Source organism: Rhizobium sp. TRM96647 (genome assembly GCF_025780115.1).
GTDB lineage: Bacteria > Pseudomonadota > Alphaproteobacteria > Rhizobiales > Rhizobiaceae > Mycoplana.
This window is the reverse complement of the sequence record NZ_JAOXHF010000001.1, coordinates 134,259-148,954: the sequence shown is the minus strand read 5'-3', so window position 1 is coordinate 148,954 and position 14,696 is coordinate 134,259. Positions and strand designations below refer to the sequence as shown.

13 protein-coding genes are annotated in these 14,696 nt (G+C 65.2%); 3 read left to right on the top strand and 10 right to left on the bottom strand.

All coding sequences use genetic code 11. From position 1 onward, the window contains the following. Window positions 1–2 precede the first annotated feature (2 nt). Window positions 3–803 carry a DUF6030 family protein gene (locus OCK02_RS00705; protein WP_263811324.1) on the bottom strand — a complete coding sequence of 267 codons (801 nt, stop codon included), beginning with the start codon at window positions 801–803 and terminating at the stop codon, window positions 3–5. Between the two features lie 175 nt (window positions 804–978). Continuing rightward, on the bottom strand, window positions 979–1,893 hold the full coding sequence (locus OCK02_RS00700; protein WP_263811322.1) for a LysR substrate-binding domain-containing protein: 915 nt from the start codon (window positions 1,891–1,893) through the stop codon (window positions 979–981). 111 nt (window positions 1,894–2,004) lie between these two features. Between OCK02_RS00700 and OCK02_RS00695 the strand changes: the two genes are divergently transcribed. From OCK02_RS00695 to OCK02_RS00685, 3 genes are all read left to right on the top strand, one after another. Beyond that, window positions 2,005–3,147, top strand: a complete 1,143-nt coding sequence (locus tag OCK02_RS00695; protein WP_263811320.1) for an iron-containing alcohol dehydrogenase — start codon at window positions 2,005–2,007, stop codon at window positions 3,145–3,147. Window positions 3,148–3,162: 15 nt separating this feature from the next. Continuing rightward, complete coding sequence (locus OCK02_RS00690) at window positions 3,163–4,662, top strand: aldehyde dehydrogenase family protein (RefSeq protein WP_263811319.1); 1,500 nt, start codon at window positions 3,163–3,165, stop codon at window positions 4,660–4,662. A gap of 175 nt (window positions 4,663–4,837) precedes the next feature. Then, entirely contained in the window at window positions 4,838–5,959 is a 1,122-nt protein-coding gene (locus OCK02_RS00685) for a mandelate racemase/muconate lactonizing enzyme family protein (RefSeq protein WP_263811317.1), read from the top strand. A gap of 136 nt (window positions 5,960–6,095) precedes the next feature. On the opposite strand, the gene OCK02_RS00680 is transcribed toward OCK02_RS00685, so the two are convergent. The 8 genes from OCK02_RS00680 to OCK02_RS00645 form a co-directional block, all read right to left on the bottom strand. Then, entirely contained in the window at window positions 6,096–7,820 is a 1,725-nt protein-coding gene (locus OCK02_RS00680) for an ABC transporter substrate-binding protein (RefSeq protein ID WP_263811316.1), read from the bottom strand. 70 nt (window positions 7,821–7,890) lie between these two features. Beyond that, complete coding sequence (locus OCK02_RS00675; protein ID WP_230805893.1) at window positions 7,891–8,310, bottom strand: DUF2160 domain-containing protein; 420 nt, start codon at window positions 8,308–8,310, stop codon at window positions 7,891–7,893. Beyond that, on the bottom strand, window positions 8,310–9,125 hold the full coding sequence (locus tag OCK02_RS00670) for a carbohydrate ABC transporter permease (RefSeq protein ID WP_230806527.1): 816 nt from the start codon (window positions 9,123–9,125) through the stop codon (window positions 8,310–8,312). Before OCK02_RS00670 ends, OCK02_RS00675 begins: the two co-directional genes overlap by 1 nt. 91 nt (window positions 9,126–9,216) lie before the next feature. After that, window positions 9,217–10,083: a carbohydrate ABC transporter permease gene (locus OCK02_RS00665; RefSeq protein ID WP_230805891.1), complete on the bottom strand. Its 867-nt coding sequence runs from the start codon at window positions 10,081–10,083 to the stop codon at window positions 9,217–9,219. A gap of 3 nt (window positions 10,084–10,086) precedes the next feature. Beyond that, window positions 10,087–11,157 carry an ABC transporter ATP-binding protein gene (locus OCK02_RS00660; RefSeq protein ID WP_263811314.1) on the bottom strand — a complete coding sequence of 357 codons (1,071 nt, stop codon included), beginning with the start codon at window positions 11,155–11,157 and terminating at the stop codon, window positions 10,087–10,089. A gap of 10 nt (window positions 11,158–11,167) precedes the next feature. After that, window positions 11,168–12,244: an ABC transporter ATP-binding protein gene (locus OCK02_RS00655; RefSeq protein WP_230805887.1), complete on the bottom strand. Its 1,077-nt coding sequence runs from the start codon at window positions 12,242–12,244 to the stop codon at window positions 11,168–11,170. A 39-nt stretch (window positions 12,245–12,283) separates the two neighbouring features. Further along, a complete protein-coding gene (gene glpD / locus OCK02_RS00650; protein ID WP_263811312.1) occupies window positions 12,284–13,801 on the bottom strand; it encodes a glycerol-3-phosphate dehydrogenase in 1,518 nt (505 codons plus the stop codon). A gap of 105 nt (window positions 13,802–13,906) precedes the next feature. Then, a complete protein-coding gene (locus OCK02_RS00645) occupies window positions 13,907–14,674 on the bottom strand; it encodes a DeoR/GlpR family DNA-binding transcription regulator (protein WP_263811310.1) in 768 nt (255 codons plus the stop codon). Window positions 14,675–14,696 lie beyond the last annotated feature (22 nt).

Genomic DNA, 14,696 nt, shown 5'->3' with positions numbered 1-14,696 from the left:
ACCTATCGCGCGGCCATCGGGTGCTCCGGCAACGGCAGCCATTGGTCGCGGTTGAAGTAGTCCGGCAGGTAGGTATTCTTCGGGCGGGTCCGGTCCGGCGTGACGGTGAAGTTGTAGCGCGGCGTCTCGCTGAATTCCTTCTTGAGCTGGAAACGGTTGCCGAACACGACGACGTTGAATTCCTTCAGTGCCCGGATGCCCTCGAAAACCTCGGGGACGTCGCTCCAGCGCAGCTTTTCGAGGAAGATGTCGACCGCGGCGATCGCGGCGTCGGTCATGGCGGTGCGGCCCTGCTCGTTCTCCAGGTTCAGCTTGATGCGGAACGAGCTGAAGCGTTCCTCGTCGTTGCCGCGGATGGAGAGGTAGGCGGAGGTCTTCGGGCCGTCGCCGTCGCCTTCGGTCGGAAATTCGCGGAAAGAGGTGCACTCCCATCCGCCGCCGGCCAGTCCTTCCTGCCAGCCGGCGCTGGCGAAGCCGACGGTCTCCATCGCCTCGCACAGTTGCTGGGGCTCGCGCCGGACGGGACGGGTGAATTTCGTCTCCATGGGGACGATGCGCGAGACCAGCCTTTCCGGGATCTCGACGTGCGGCCGGGGGATTCGGTTGCCGCGGATCTCGTGGGAGCGCGGTTCCCGCGCCGCCTGCAGCGACTGGACAGGGGGATAGCCGAAGCGGTGAAGAACCCTGTTCAGGTTGCGATAGTCGTTGGCGAGCAGCACGGTGGCCGCAATGGCGGAGAGGATGCCCAGCGTCAGCAGCGCAAACAGGATCTTGCCGGATCTGCCCTTCTTCTGGTCCGCCATGCGGTCAACGACGTTGCCCGATCGCTGCGAGATGCACCGGACCGGTTCGGGCCGGTCGGCCGGTGGCGCCGGGACTGCCGGACGTCCGGTGATAGGACACATTGCAACGTCCGGCAAGCCGAGCCGTCTGCGCAGGCTCCGAGCAGTGGTTCAAACGACGTGCAAGTCTGCGTGATCAGTTGCCCGTCCGGTCCGGGGTCGCCAGTGCGGCATGCAGGTCGAGCACATCCTGCGGCGAGGTCCTGAAGCGCGGCAGACCGAGGTAATAGCCGTAGCCGGTCTTCAGGCTCCGGGTGCCGAGCGTGACCAGCCGGCCGTCGTCCAGCGCTTCCCGCAGGAGCCCCAGGCTGCCGAGCGCAACGCCGTCGCCGCGGATCGCGGCGTCGACGGCCATCAGGTAGGTCGAAAAGGTAAAGCGCGGCTGCGCCCGCCTTGCCTCGCCGTGCACGCCGATCCTGTCGAACCACTGGCGGAAGGAGACCCAGTTGGCATTGAAGCGGTCATAGTCGATCAGGTCGAGCCGGGCGAGGTCTGCGGGCGTCACCGCCGCGGGATCGTCGATTCGGCGGCTGCGCAGGTAGTCGGGGGCGGCGACCGGCGCCAGTTCCTCGGCGAGAAGGGGCGTCAGCGACCAGCGGGGATGTTCGCCCAGGCAATAGAGAATGACGAGGTCGTTGTTCTCCGAAGCGAGATCGGAGGGGCTGTCGGAGGTGAGCAGGCGGATCGACAGGCCGGCATTCGCCTTGCCGAAGTCGCGCAGCCGCCGGCCGAGCCAGAGATGGGAGACCGAGCCGCTGGCGGCGATCGCGATCGTCTGCCCGGCACCGGCGCGGAACGGCTCAAGGCTTTCCTCGAGATAGTCGAGCGTGGCGCGGATGCGCTGGAACAGGCGTTCGCCGGGCGGCGTCAATTCCAGGTTCTTGCCGCGGCGGGTGAAAAGGTCGGCGCCGAGATGTCCCTCCAGCCCCTTGATACGGCGGCTGACGGCGGCCTGGGTGATGTTGAGCTCGCGTCCGGCACGCGAGAAGTTCATGTGGCGGCAGGCGGCGTCGAAGACGCGGAAGGCTTCGAGGGGAATCTTGTCGAGCATGGGTCCATCATAATTTCAAGTCATCGAAATTCCTGAAATTTCGATGGATTTGAAAATATCAGATCGTGATGCAGGGTAAAGGTTCCCAATTCCGGGCGTCAGGAGCCGCGCGTGCAATTCACCACCTCTTTCGTTCCGGAAATCCGCTTCGGGAACCATCTCCACACGACGATCGGCAAGGCCGCCAAGGAGCTCGGCGCCGGGCGCGTGGCGATCGTGATGGACGGTTTCCTGGCCCAGGCGGGGCTTGCCGATGCGATTGCCGCGCAGCTTTCCGGAGAGGGCATCGAAAGCCGGAATTATTCGGCTTTCTCGGGCGAGCCGAAGCTGAAGCATGTCCGTGAGGCTGCGGCGGTTGCCACCGGATGCGACCTCGTGATCGGCATCGGCGGCGGATCGGCGCTGGATATCGCCAAGATCGCGGCCTGCTGTGCCGCGTCCGGCGAAGACGCCATGCAATATGCGCTCGCCGCCAACCCGCTACCGGCAAACCCGCTGAAGAAAATCCTCGTGCCGACCACCGCGGGGACCGGTTCGGAGACCTCGGCCACGACCATCTTCGCAAATGCGGAGGGCAAGAAGCTCTGGATCTGGGGCCGCGAGACGAAGGCGGACCTGGTGCTGCTCGACCCGGTGCTGACGGTGACGCTGCCGGCAGCGCTGACTGCCTGGTGCGGCCTCGACGCCTTCATCCATGCCTTCGAGGCGGCCACGAACCGGAACACGCATGCAGGAGGCCAGTTTTATGCGCACGAGGCACTGCGGCTCCTGTCCGGGGCACTGGAGATCGCTGTCAGGGAGCCGGGCAACCTCGACGCGCGCGGCAAGGTGCTGCTCGGCTCGTGCCATGCCGGCATCGCCATCGACAATTGCGGCACGGCGGTCGCGCACAATATCAGCCATGCGCTGGCGGGGCTCGCGCCGATCCATCACGGGCTTGCGACCGCGCTCGCCTTCGAGGCCACCATCGGCTGGCTGGTCGAGGCGGACACGCCGGACCTGCACGCAGCAGCCCGGGCCTGCGGGGTCGGATCGGCATCCGAACTGCCCGCCTTCGTATCTGGCCTGATGGACCGCGTGGGGATCGAACGCGCGCTGCCTGCGGTCTTTGCCGGTTTCGATGCAGCAGCGCTGGCAGGCGAGATGCGCGCGCCGGAGAACCAGCCGATGCGGCGCTCGACGGTCCGCGAGATTTCCGATGCCGATATCGATGTTTTCGCCCGGCGCATCATGGCGCTGCCGAAGACGCTCTGACTTTCGAGGTGAGACATGACCACACATTTGAGCCGTGACCACTGGGAGAAGGTGCTGGCCGAAGTGCGGCTCGAGGGCCGCCACTTCATCGACGGCGCCTTCCGGCCGTCGCTTTCCGGCGAGACCTTCACGCGCATCCGTCCGATGGACGGCCAGCCGGGCGGCACGCTCGCCCGCGGCAACGCGGCGGATATCGATGCCGCCGTCTCGGCCGCACGCGCAGCTTTCGAGGCCGGGACCTGGCGCCACAGGGAGCCGGCCGAGAAGAAGCGGATCATGCTGCGGTGGGCGGATCTCGTCCGCGCCCATGGCGAGGAACTCGCCATGCTCGAAACGATCGACGTCGGCAAGCCGGTGATGGCCTCGCTCAATGTCGACGTGCGCCTCTGCGCTGACGGCATCCAGTATTATGGCGAGATGATCGACAAGATGTATGACGAGATTGCGCCGACCGGACCGAAGGCGCGGGCGCTGGTGCGAAAGGTGCCGCTCGGCGTCATCGGGGCGATCACGCCGTGGAACTATCCGATGATCATCGACGCCTGGAAGCTGGGGCCGGCGATCGCGGCCGGCAATTCGGTGGTGCTGAAGCCGGCGGAGCAGTCGTCGCTCTCGGCGCTACGGCTGGCGGCACTGGCGACCGAGGCCGGGCTGCCGGCCGGCGTGCTCAACGTCGTCACCGGCTATGGCGAGGAAACGGGCAGGCCGCTGGCGCTGCACATGGACGTCGACATGATCGCGTTCACCGGCTCGACCGAGGTCGGCAAGCTGATCATGGGCTATGCGGCGCAATCGAACGTCAAGCGGGTGGCGCTGGAACTCGGCGGCAAGTCGCCGCTGGTCGTGTTCGACGATGCCGACCTCGACGCCGCCGCGTCGGCCGCCGCCTGGGGATGCTTCTACAATTCCGGCGAGACCTGCCATGCCTCGACGCGGCTTGTCGTCCAGCGTTCGGTGCAGGACAGGCTGATCGAAAGGATCAGGGACGTCGCCGACCGGGAGATCGCGCTGAGGCATCCGCTCGACCCCACGGCACAGATCGGCGCGCTGATCGAGGAGGCGCATATGCACAAGGTGCTGTCGATGATCGCAGACGGAGAGCAGCAGGGCGCACGCCGGGCCTTCGGAGCCGAACGGGTGCTTTCGGACACCGGGGGCTACTATGTCTCGCCCGGGGTCTTCGTCGATGTCTCCAACGACATGCAAATCGCGCGGCAGGAAATCTTCGGCCCGGTGCTGGCCGCCATTCCGTTCGATACGGAAGAGGAAGCCCTCGCCATTGCCAACGACACGATCTACGGCCTGGCCGGCGCCGTCTTCACGAAGGACATGGACCGCGCGCACCGCTTCTCCGAGGCGCTGCATGCCGGTACGGTATGGATCAACACCTACGACGCGTCGAGCTTCGCCACGCCCTTCGGCGGCTTCAAGCAATCCGGCTTCGGGCGCGACCGGTCGGTGCATGCGATCGACAAGTATTGCGACTACAAGACGATATGGCAGCAGTTCGCATAGCAATTGCCCCTCACCCTAGCCCTCTCCCCGCAAGCGGGGAGAGGGGACTTGCCACGCCAGATGCGCGAGAGATGCGGAGGCGGTGCGGCAATCGTCCTTCTCCCCGTTTACGGGGAGAAGGTGCCGGCAGGCGGATGAGGGGCAAGCGCCCACGGATAGATAGGGAATAGACAAGATGAGCCGCATCACATCCATCGAGATCTCCCACCACCGGCTGCCACTGGACCCGCCGTTCAAGGCAAGCTGGGATGGCAGGCCGCGGCATCATTTCGATGCGACGATCGTCCGGGTGCGGAATGACGAGGGCCGGGAAGGGATCGGATCCGGCGATCTGATGAAGGGCTTCGAGGGCCACGAGGACCTGTTCGTCGGCCAGGACCCGCGCCATCTCGAACGGCACTACGAGGTGCTGTCGCACATCAATTTCCACTATGGCCGCTGCTGGCCGCTGGATCTCGCGCTCTGGGACCTCTCGGGCAAGATCACCGGCGAGCCGGTCTGGCGCATGCTGGGCGGTCGCGCCGATCGGGTGCGGCTCTATGCATCCTCCGGCGTCCTGCGCGCGCCATCGGCCATGGCGGAACAGGCGGAGCGCTACGTCGCGGAGGGCTTTCCGGCGATGAAGGTGCGGTTCTCGTCGTCTGCCGGCGGCCGCAACGGGTGGCGCGACGATGTGAAGGCGCTGGAGGCGATCCGCGCCCGCGTCGGCGATCGGCTGGAGCTGATGGTCGACTGCAATCAAGGCTGGCGAATGCCCTGGGACACGACGCTGCCCTGGACGTTCAAGGACGCGCTGGCGGTGGCGAGGGAGCTCGAGCGGATCGGCGTCTACTGGATGGAGGAGCCGCTGCATCGTTCCGACCGCAAGGGCATGAAGGCGCTGAAGGAGGCGACCTCGGTGCGGATCGCCGGCGGCGAGATGACCCGCGAGCTCTACGAATTCCGCGACATCATCGAGGAGCGGGCCTTCGACGTGATCCAGCCGGACGTGGCGCTCGTCGGCGGCATCACCGGCTGCCGCAGGCTGGCCTACCAGGCCCGCGAGGCGGGCGTGACGTTTACGCCGCACAGCTGGACGAACGGCATCGGCGTGCTTGCCAACGCGCACCTGACCGCCGGCTGCGGTGACGCGCCGTTCCTGGAATATCCTTACGACAATCCCGAATGGAGCGAGGCCCGGCGCGACTATCCGATGGTCCAGCCGCTGCAGCACAGGGACGGCTGGCTGGAGCTCGGCGACACACCGGGCCTCGGCGTCAGCCTCGACGAGGATCGGCTCAGGGCCACGCGGATCTGAGCACGCCGTTTCCGGCTCTCTGGGCCGGGTGTCACGCACCATGGCGCCCGCGCAAACGAAAAACCGCCCGGAAGCTTCCCTCCGGGCGGCTTGTTGGTCAGGGCTCAGGTCCGCCTTGAACCCTGATGTCTACCGATCAGTTCGTCTGCCAGCTCTTGACGAGTTCGTCGTAGTTGACGGTGATCGGCTTTTCCTTCTCGTTCTCGATCTTCAGCTGCGGAGCGAGGTTGCCCTTGGAGACGGCATCCTTGTTCCAGTATTCGAGATCGTGCTCCTCGGCGAGCTTCGGACCCATGTCGCCCATGACACCGGCGCGCTCGAGGCGCTCCAGCACCTTTTCCTGCTCGGCGCAGAGCGAGTCCATGGCTTCCTGGGCCGTCTTGGCGCCCGAGGACGCGTCGCCGATCGCCTGCCACCAGAGCTGCGCGAGCTTCGGGTAGTCCGGGATGTTCGTGCCGGTCGGCGACCACTGGACGCGGGCCGGCGAACGGTAGAACTCGATCAGGCCGCCGAGCTTCGGCGCACGGTCCGTGAAGCTCTCGTGCTGGATCGTCGATTCGCGGATCAGCGTCAGGCCGACATGGCTCTTCTTGACGTCGACGGTCTTGGAGGTGACGAACTGCGCATAGAGCCAGGCGGCCTTGGCGCGATCGTCCGGCGTGGACTTGAGCAGGGTCCAGGAGCCCACGTCCTGGTAGCCGAGCTTCATGCCGTCCTTCCAGTAGACGCCGTGCGGGCTGGGGGCGAAACGCCACTTCGGCGTGCCGTCCTCGTTGACCACCGGCAGGCCTTCCTTGACGAAGTCGGCCGTGAACGCCGTGTAGGTGAACATCTGCTGGGCGACCTCGCCCTGGCTCGGGACCGGGCCGGATTCGGAGAAGGTCATGCCCTGGGCTGCGGCCGGCGCATAGGCCTTCAGCCATTCGAGATATTTCTCGATGGAGTAGACCGAAGCCGGGCCGTTGGTGTCGCCGCCGCGGGCGACGCAGGAGCCGACCGGACGCGAGTTTTCGTCGACCTTGATGCCCCATTCGTCGACCGGCTTGCCGTTCGGGATGCCGCGGTCGCCGTTGCCGGCCATCGACAGCCAGGCGTCGGTGAAGCGCCAGCCGAGCGACGGGTCCTTCTTGCCGTAGTCCATGTGGCCATAGACCTTCTTGCCGTCGATTTCGCGACCGGTGAAGAATTCGGCGATGTCCTCATAGGCCGACCAGTTGACCGGCACGCCGAGGTCGTAACCGTACTTCGCCTTGAAGTCGGCCTTGTTCTTCTCGTCGTTGAACCAGTCGTAGCGGAACCAGTAGAGGTTCGCGAACTGCTGGTCGGGGAGTTGGTAGAGCTTGCCGTCCGGAGCTGTCGTGAACGAGGTGCCGATGAAGTCGGCGAGGTCGAGGCCCGGGTTGGTGACGTCCTTACCCTCGTTGGCCATGAAATCGGTCAGCGAACGCGCCTGCTGGTAGCGCCAGTGCGTGCCGATCAAGTCACTATCGTTGACGTAGGCGTCGTAGATGTTCTCGCCCGACTGCATCTGCGTCTGCAGTTTCTCGATGACGTCGCCTTCGCCGATGAGGTCGTGCGTCAGCTTGATGCCGGTGATCTCCGAGAAGGCCTTGGCGAGCACCTTGGATTCGTATTCATGGGTGGTGATCGTCTCCGACACGACCTTGATGTCCATGCCGGCGAAGGGCTTGGCGGCGTCGATGAACCATTGCATCTCCGCTTCCTGTGCGGCGCGGTCGAGGCTCGACATGTCGCCGATCTCGGCGTCGAGGAATTTCTTCGCGGCCTCCATGTCCGCGAAGGCCGTGCCGGTAAAGGCCAGCAGCATGACTGCAGTCGTTGTCATCAGTTGCTTTCGCATAGTTTCCTCCCTCAGGGTTTGCGAATGCGGGTTGAAGAACCGGGGTTCCGGTCCTTCGAGCTTGGATACGTCAGACGTAGCGGAACACGCCGATGGCGTAGACCACGCACAAGGCGAGTGCCCACCACAGGTTAGGGCCGACGAGCCCCAGCCATGCGAGATTGATAAATGCCGAGCCGAGCAGCGAGATGAACAGGCGGTCGCCGCGGGTCGTCTCGAAGCGCAGGATGCCGATGCGCGGATGCCCTCCCGGCCGCGCGTATTCCCACACCGCCATCAGCGCCAGCAGCGCGAAGATGGTGAGGAAGAACATGGCGGTCGGGAACGACCATGCCATCCAGCCGCCGGGTATGAGCGGCGCGAACCAGTCGCGTCCGCCGTCCTTGACCGGCAGCGACATGACCAGAACCCCGGCTGCGAGCGCATAGATGAGCAGTACGGCGAGCAGTGCCAGCGGCCAGCGGCTATTGTTGTTCGTGGTTGCGGCCATCATACCCTCCCGAGCGCGAAGCCCTTGGCGATGTAGTTGCGGACGAAATAGATGACGAGCGCGCCGGGGATGATGGTCAGGACGCCGGCTGCGGCCAGGACACCCCAGTCCATGCCGGAGGCCGAGACCGTACGCGTCATCGTCGCGGCGATCGGCTTGGCGTCCGTCGTCGTGAGCGTACGGGCGATCAGGAGCTCGACCCAGGAGAACATGAAGCAGAAGAAGGCGGCGACGCCGATGCCCGACGCGATCAGCGGCACGAAGATCTTGCCGAAGAACCTCGGAAACGAATAGCCGTCGATATAGGCGGTCTCGTCGATCTCTTTGGGCACGCCCGACATGAAGCCCTCGAGGATCCAGACGGCCAGCGGCACGTTGAACAGGCAGTGCGCAAGGGCGACCGCGATATGCGTGTCGATCAGGCCGAAGGCGGAATAGAGCTGGAAGAAGGGCAGGGCGAAGACCGCCGGCGGCGCCATGCGGTTGGTCAGAAGCCAGAAGAACAGATGCTTGTCGCCGAGGAAGCGGTAGCGCGAGAAGGCGTAGGCCGCCGGCAGGGCGACGGCGACCGAGATCGCCGTGTTCATCACCACGTAGATGATCGAGTTGATGTAGCCGGAATACCAGGCGGGATCGGTGAAGATCACCGCATAGTTCCTGAGCGTCGGGTTCTGCGGCCACAGCGAGAAGGTGCCGGTGATCTCGGTGTTCGTCTTGAAGCTCATGTTGACGAGCCAGTAGATCGGCAGCATCAGAAAGACGATGTAGAGGGTCGGCACGATCCAGCCGAAGTTGCGGCGCGGCGCCCCTTCCATGGCGATCGTTTGCGTCCGTGCCGGTGAAGGCGCTGTTGCCGTCGCGGCGGCTGACGTTTCTGTTTGAACGCGGGCGGTCATCTCGTCCTCCTCAGGCCTGTTCGTCGCTGCTGGTCATGACCGTGTAGAAGATCCACGACAGCAGCAGGATGATGAGGAAGTAGATGAGCGACATGGCGGCCGCCGGCCCGAGGTCGAACTGGCCGATCGCCATCTTGACGAGGTCGATCGACAGGAAGGTGGTCGAGTTGCCGGGACCGCCGCCGGTGACGACGAAGGGTTCGGTATAGATCATGAAACTGTCCATGAAGCGCAGGAGGAAGGCGATCAGCAGCACGCGCTTCATCTTCGGCAGCTGGATGTAGCGGAAGACGGCCCAGCGCGAGGCGCCGTCGATCTTGGCGGCCTGGTAGTAGGCCTCGGGGATCGAGACGAGGCCGGCATAGCAGAGCAGCACGACGAGGCTCGTCCAGTGCCAGACGTCCATGACGATCAGCGTCACCCAGGCGTCGAAGACGTCGTTGACGTAGTTGTAGTCGAAGCCGAGCGCCTTCAGGGTGAAGCCGAGCAGGCCGATGTCGACGCGGCCGAAGACCTGCCAGATCGTGCCGACCACGTTCCACGGGATCAGGAGCGGCAGCGCCATCAGCACGAGGCAGACCGGCACGCCGATGCCCTTCTTCGGCATATTCAGCGCGATCAGGATGCCGAGCGGGATCTCGATCGACAGGATGATGGCCGAGAACAGCAGGTTGCGGCCGAGCGCCTGCCAGAAGCGGTCGGAATGCAGGATTTCGGTGAACCAGTCGGTGCCGGCCCAGAAGAACTGGTTGTTGCCGAAGGTATCCTGGACGGAATAGTTCACCACCGTCATCAGCGGGATGACGGCCGAGAAGGCCACCAGCAGCAGCACCGGCAGCACCATGAACCAGGCCTTGTTGTTCCAGGTCTTTTCCATGGATCAGGCCTCCCTGCCGACGCGCCAGCTGTCGGCATAGATGTTGATGGCGGACGGGTCGAAGGTGACGCGTGCGTCGGCGGGAACCTCCCCGTCCTCGGGCAGGACGATGGCGATCGGCTTGCCGGCGAATTCGGCGCGGACGATCTTCTGCCGGCCGATGTCCTCGACCTTGTTGATACGGACGTGCATGCCCTCGCGGCCGAGGCGGACGAATTCCGGCCGGATGCCGAGTTCGGTCTTCGCGCCTGCGGCGACCTTCGGGCTGAAGTCCAGGGCGATCGTGTCGGTGCCGAGCGCCACGGTGCTGCCGGTTATCTGCGCCGGCAGCAGGTTCATGCCAGGCGAGCCGATGAAGTAGCCGACGAAGGTGTGGCTCGGGCGCTCGAACAGTTCCGCCGGCGTGCCGATCTGGACGATCTGGCCGTCATACATGACGACGACCTTGTCGGCGAAAGTCAGCGCCTCGGTCTGGTCGTGGGTGACATAGACCATGGTGAAGCCGAACTGCCGGTGCAGCTTCTTCAACTGCGAACGCAGCACCCACTTCATGTGCGGGTCGATGACCGTCAGCGGCTCGTCGAACAGGATGGCGTTGACGTCGTTGCGCACGAGGCCGCGGCCGAGCGAGATCTTCTGCTTCTGGTCGGCCGTCAGGCCGCGCGCGGTCTTCTTCGCCCAGCCGCCGAGGCCGATCATGTCGATGATCTCGTTGACGCGCCGGTCGACCTCGGCTTCCGGGACGCGGCGGTTGCGCAAGGGGAAGGCGAGATTGTCGTAGACCGTCATCGTGTCGTAGATGACCGGAAACTGGAACACCTGGGCGATGTTGCGCTGCTGGGTCGAAAGCCGGGTCACGTCGCGGCCGTCGAACAGGATTTTTCCTTCCGAGGGCTGCAGCAGGCCGGAGATGATGTTGAGCAGCGTGGTCTTGCCGCAGCCGGAGGGACCGAGCAGGGCATAGGCGCCGCCGTCGTTCCACTCGTGATGCACTTCCTTCAGCGCATAGTCGGCTTCCGACTTCGGCCGTTCCCCGTAGGCGTGGCGGATATGTTCGAGATTGATGCGTGCCATGGGGTCCTCCTCAGGCCGCCGCCGGGCGGGCGATCGCCCTGCCGTCCGGTGCGAACGCCATCAGGTGGCGCGTGTCGACATAGACGGTGATCGCGGCGTCCGGCTCGATGTCGTGGATGCCGGGTGCGAGCATGACCCAGCGCGTGTCGGCGAATTCGACGTGGACGAAGCTTTCCGAGCCGGCGATCTCCGAGATCGCCGTGCGGACCGTCACCGGGGCAGCCGACGCCGACTGGGGGCTGAGCGCCAGGTGATGCGGCTGGAACGCGACGGTGCAGGGGCCGTCGGGGATGCCGGCGAGATGGGCGGGGACGGACAGGACGCGCTCGCCTTCCAGCACGAAATGGCCGTTCGTCTTGGTCAGCGCGAAGGTATTGAGCGGGGGATCGGCGAAGGTCTCGGCGGTGATCAGGTCGACCGGCCGGCGGTAGACGTCGATGGTGGGCGCGAACTGGGTGATGCGGCCCTCCGCCATGGTGGCGGTGTGGCCGCCGAGCAGGAGCGCCTCGGACGGCTCGGTCGTCGCATAGACGAAGATCGCGCCGGAGGCGGCGAAGATCTTCGGCAGTTCCTCGCGCAGTTCCTCGCGCAGCTTGTAATCGAGGTTGGCCAGCGGCTCGTCGAGGAGGACGAGGCTCGCATTCTTGACGATGGCGCGGGCAAGGGCGGTGCGCTGCTGCTGGCCGCCGGAAAGGTTCAGCGGCGTGCGGTCGAGGTAGGGCGTGAGCTTGAGCAGGTCGGCGGCCTTGCGCACTTCGCGGTCGATCGTTGCCCGGTCGGCGCCCTTGATGCGCATCGGCGAGGCGATGTTTTCATAGACCGTCATCGCCGGGTAGTTGATGAACTGCTGGTAGACCATGGCGACGCTGCGGTCCTGCACGCGCACGCCGGTGACGTCCTTGCCGTCGAACCAGACCGAGCCGAAGGTCGGTTTGTCGAGGCCGGCCATCAGCCGCATCAGCGAGGTCTTGCCGGACAGCGTCGGGCCCAGCAGCACGTTCAGCGACCCGCGCTCGAGCACGAGGTTGGTCGGGTGGATATGCGTCTCCCCGCCCACGACCTTCGCAGTGTCTTTCAGTTCAAGCATTCATGTCTCCAATGTTCCTCCCAGCCATCGGAAGCCCCGTCAGCTCGGGGGATGCAACGCCTTCGTCATGTAGTCCTCGAGAGCGCCCGCCTCGGCGGCCGTCAGGTGCAGGCCGCGCTTGGTGCGGCGCCACAGCACGTCCTCGGCGTGATGCGCCCATTCCTCCGTCATCAGCCAGCGTATCTCGATCTCGTAGAGATCGCTGCCGAAATGGCGACCCAGGTCTTCGACCGTCCTTGCCTCGCCCAGAAGCTTCGATGCGCGCGTGCCGTAGAGGCGGACGAGGCGGCGCGCATGGGCGGGTGCGAGAAAGGGATAGCGCTGCGCCAGCCGGGCGACCTCCGTCTCGAACGCGCCGACGCCGAAATCGCCGCCCGGCAGGCGCGATCCCGCAGTCCATTTGCGCCCCTTCTCGCCGATCGCATCGCCGATCTTCTCCAGCGCCGATTCCGCCAGCCGGCGGTAGGTGGTGAGTTTGCCGCCGAAGACGTTGAGCAGCGGCGCCTGATGGCTGTTGCCGTCCGTCTTCAGGACGTAGTCGCGGGTTGCCTCCTGCGCCTTGCTGGCGCCGTCGTCGAACAGCGGGCGGACGCCGGAATAGGTCCACACGATGTCCTCGCGGCTCACGGGCTCGACGAAATACTCGCTCGCCGAACGACACAGGTAGTCGATCTCCTCGTCGCTGATCCTAGCATCGCGCGGATCGCCCTCATAGTCGCGGTCCGTGGTGCCGATCAGGGTGAAATCGTCCTGATAGGGAATGGCGAAGATGATCCGGCCGTCGGGATTCTGGAAGAAATAGGCGCGCGGGTCGGCGAACTTCCGGCGCACGACGATGTGGCTGCCCTGCACGAGGCGGACATTGTGCACGTCGTTCTGGCCGAAGGCACCGGCGAGCACCTTGTCGACCCAGGGGCCGGTGGCATTGACGAGCATGCGCGCCCTGATGACGTCGCGCTCGCCGGAGGCCATGTTTTCGGTCTCCACGTCCCAGTGGGCGTTTTCCCGGCGGGCCGAGACGACGCGGGTGCCGACGCGGATGTCGGCGCCGCGGTCGGCGGCGTCGCGGGCGTTCAGCACGACGAGGCGGGCATCGTCCACCCAGCCATCGGAATATTCGAAGGCCTTCTGAAACAGTTTCTTCAGCGGCTTGCCGGAGGGGTCGCTGCGCATGTCGAGGGTGCGTGTCGCCGGCAGGAGCTTGCGGCCGCCGATGTGGTCGTAGAGGAAGAGACCGAGCCGGATCAGCCAGGCCGGGCGGATGCCGCCCTTGTGGAACGGCAGCACGAAGCGCATCGGCCAGATCACGTGCGGGGCCATCGCCCACAGGATCTCGCGCTCCATCAGTGCCTCGCGCACCAGCCGGAATTCGTAGTGCTCCAGGTAGCGCAAGCCGCCATGTATGAGCTTAGTGGAGGCAGACGAGGTGCCCGAGGCGAAATCCTTCATCTCGGCCAGGACGACGGAATAACCGCGGCCGGCCGCATCACGGGCGATCCCGCATCCGTTGATGCCGCCTCCGATGACGAAGATGTCCCTGACTGCGTCGTCCGCCACGTTTTCCCCTTCGATTTCGCAGCGCACAATTTTGCGCAATTGCGAAAGTCAGGGAAGTTAAAACGAAAATTTTCCGAATGTCAAACGAATGTGGGCGGAGGGCGATCAGCCGCTGGAGGTCTCCAGCAGGCGCACGTCCTGGTCGAGGCAGATGGCGCGAATATTGTCCAGGGGACAATGGTCGGTGATGAAGGTGTGGACCTGGGAAAGGTGGCCGATGCGGACGGGCGCCGTCCGCTCGAACTTGGTCGAATCGGAGACGAGGATCACGTGGCGGGCGTTGGCGATGATCGCCTGGGCGACCTTCACTTCGCGGTAGTCGAAGTCGAGCAGCGCTCCGTCGTGGTCGATCGCCGAGACGCCGATCACGGCGTAGTCGACCTTGAACTGGCGGATGAAATCGACGGCCGCCTCGCCGACGATGCCGCCGTCGGCGCCGCGCACCACGCCGCCGGTGATCACCACCTCGATCGAGGGGAAGCCGCGCAACCTGTTGGCAACGTTGATGTTGTTGGTGATGACCATCAGTTCCTTGTGGTCGAGCAATGCCTCTCCCACCGCTTCGGTCGTCGTGCCGATATTGATGAAGAGCGAGGAGTTGTCCGGGATCATGGCGGCGGCGGCGTGCCCGATCGCCTGCTTCTCCGCCGCTGCGATCGACCGGCGGGCCTCGTATTTGACATTCTCGTTGCCGCTCGGAAAAAGCGCCCCGCCATGGATGCGGGTCAGCACCTTGTTGTCGCAGAGATCGTTGAGGTCCTTGCGGATCGTCTGCGGCGTGACCGAGAATCGCGTGGCGAGATCCTCCACGAGCACGCGGCCCTCCGCCTTGGCAAGCTCCAGGATTTCTGCTTGCCGGCCTGTCAGAAACATCGATTCCTCCCCGCGCTTTCGT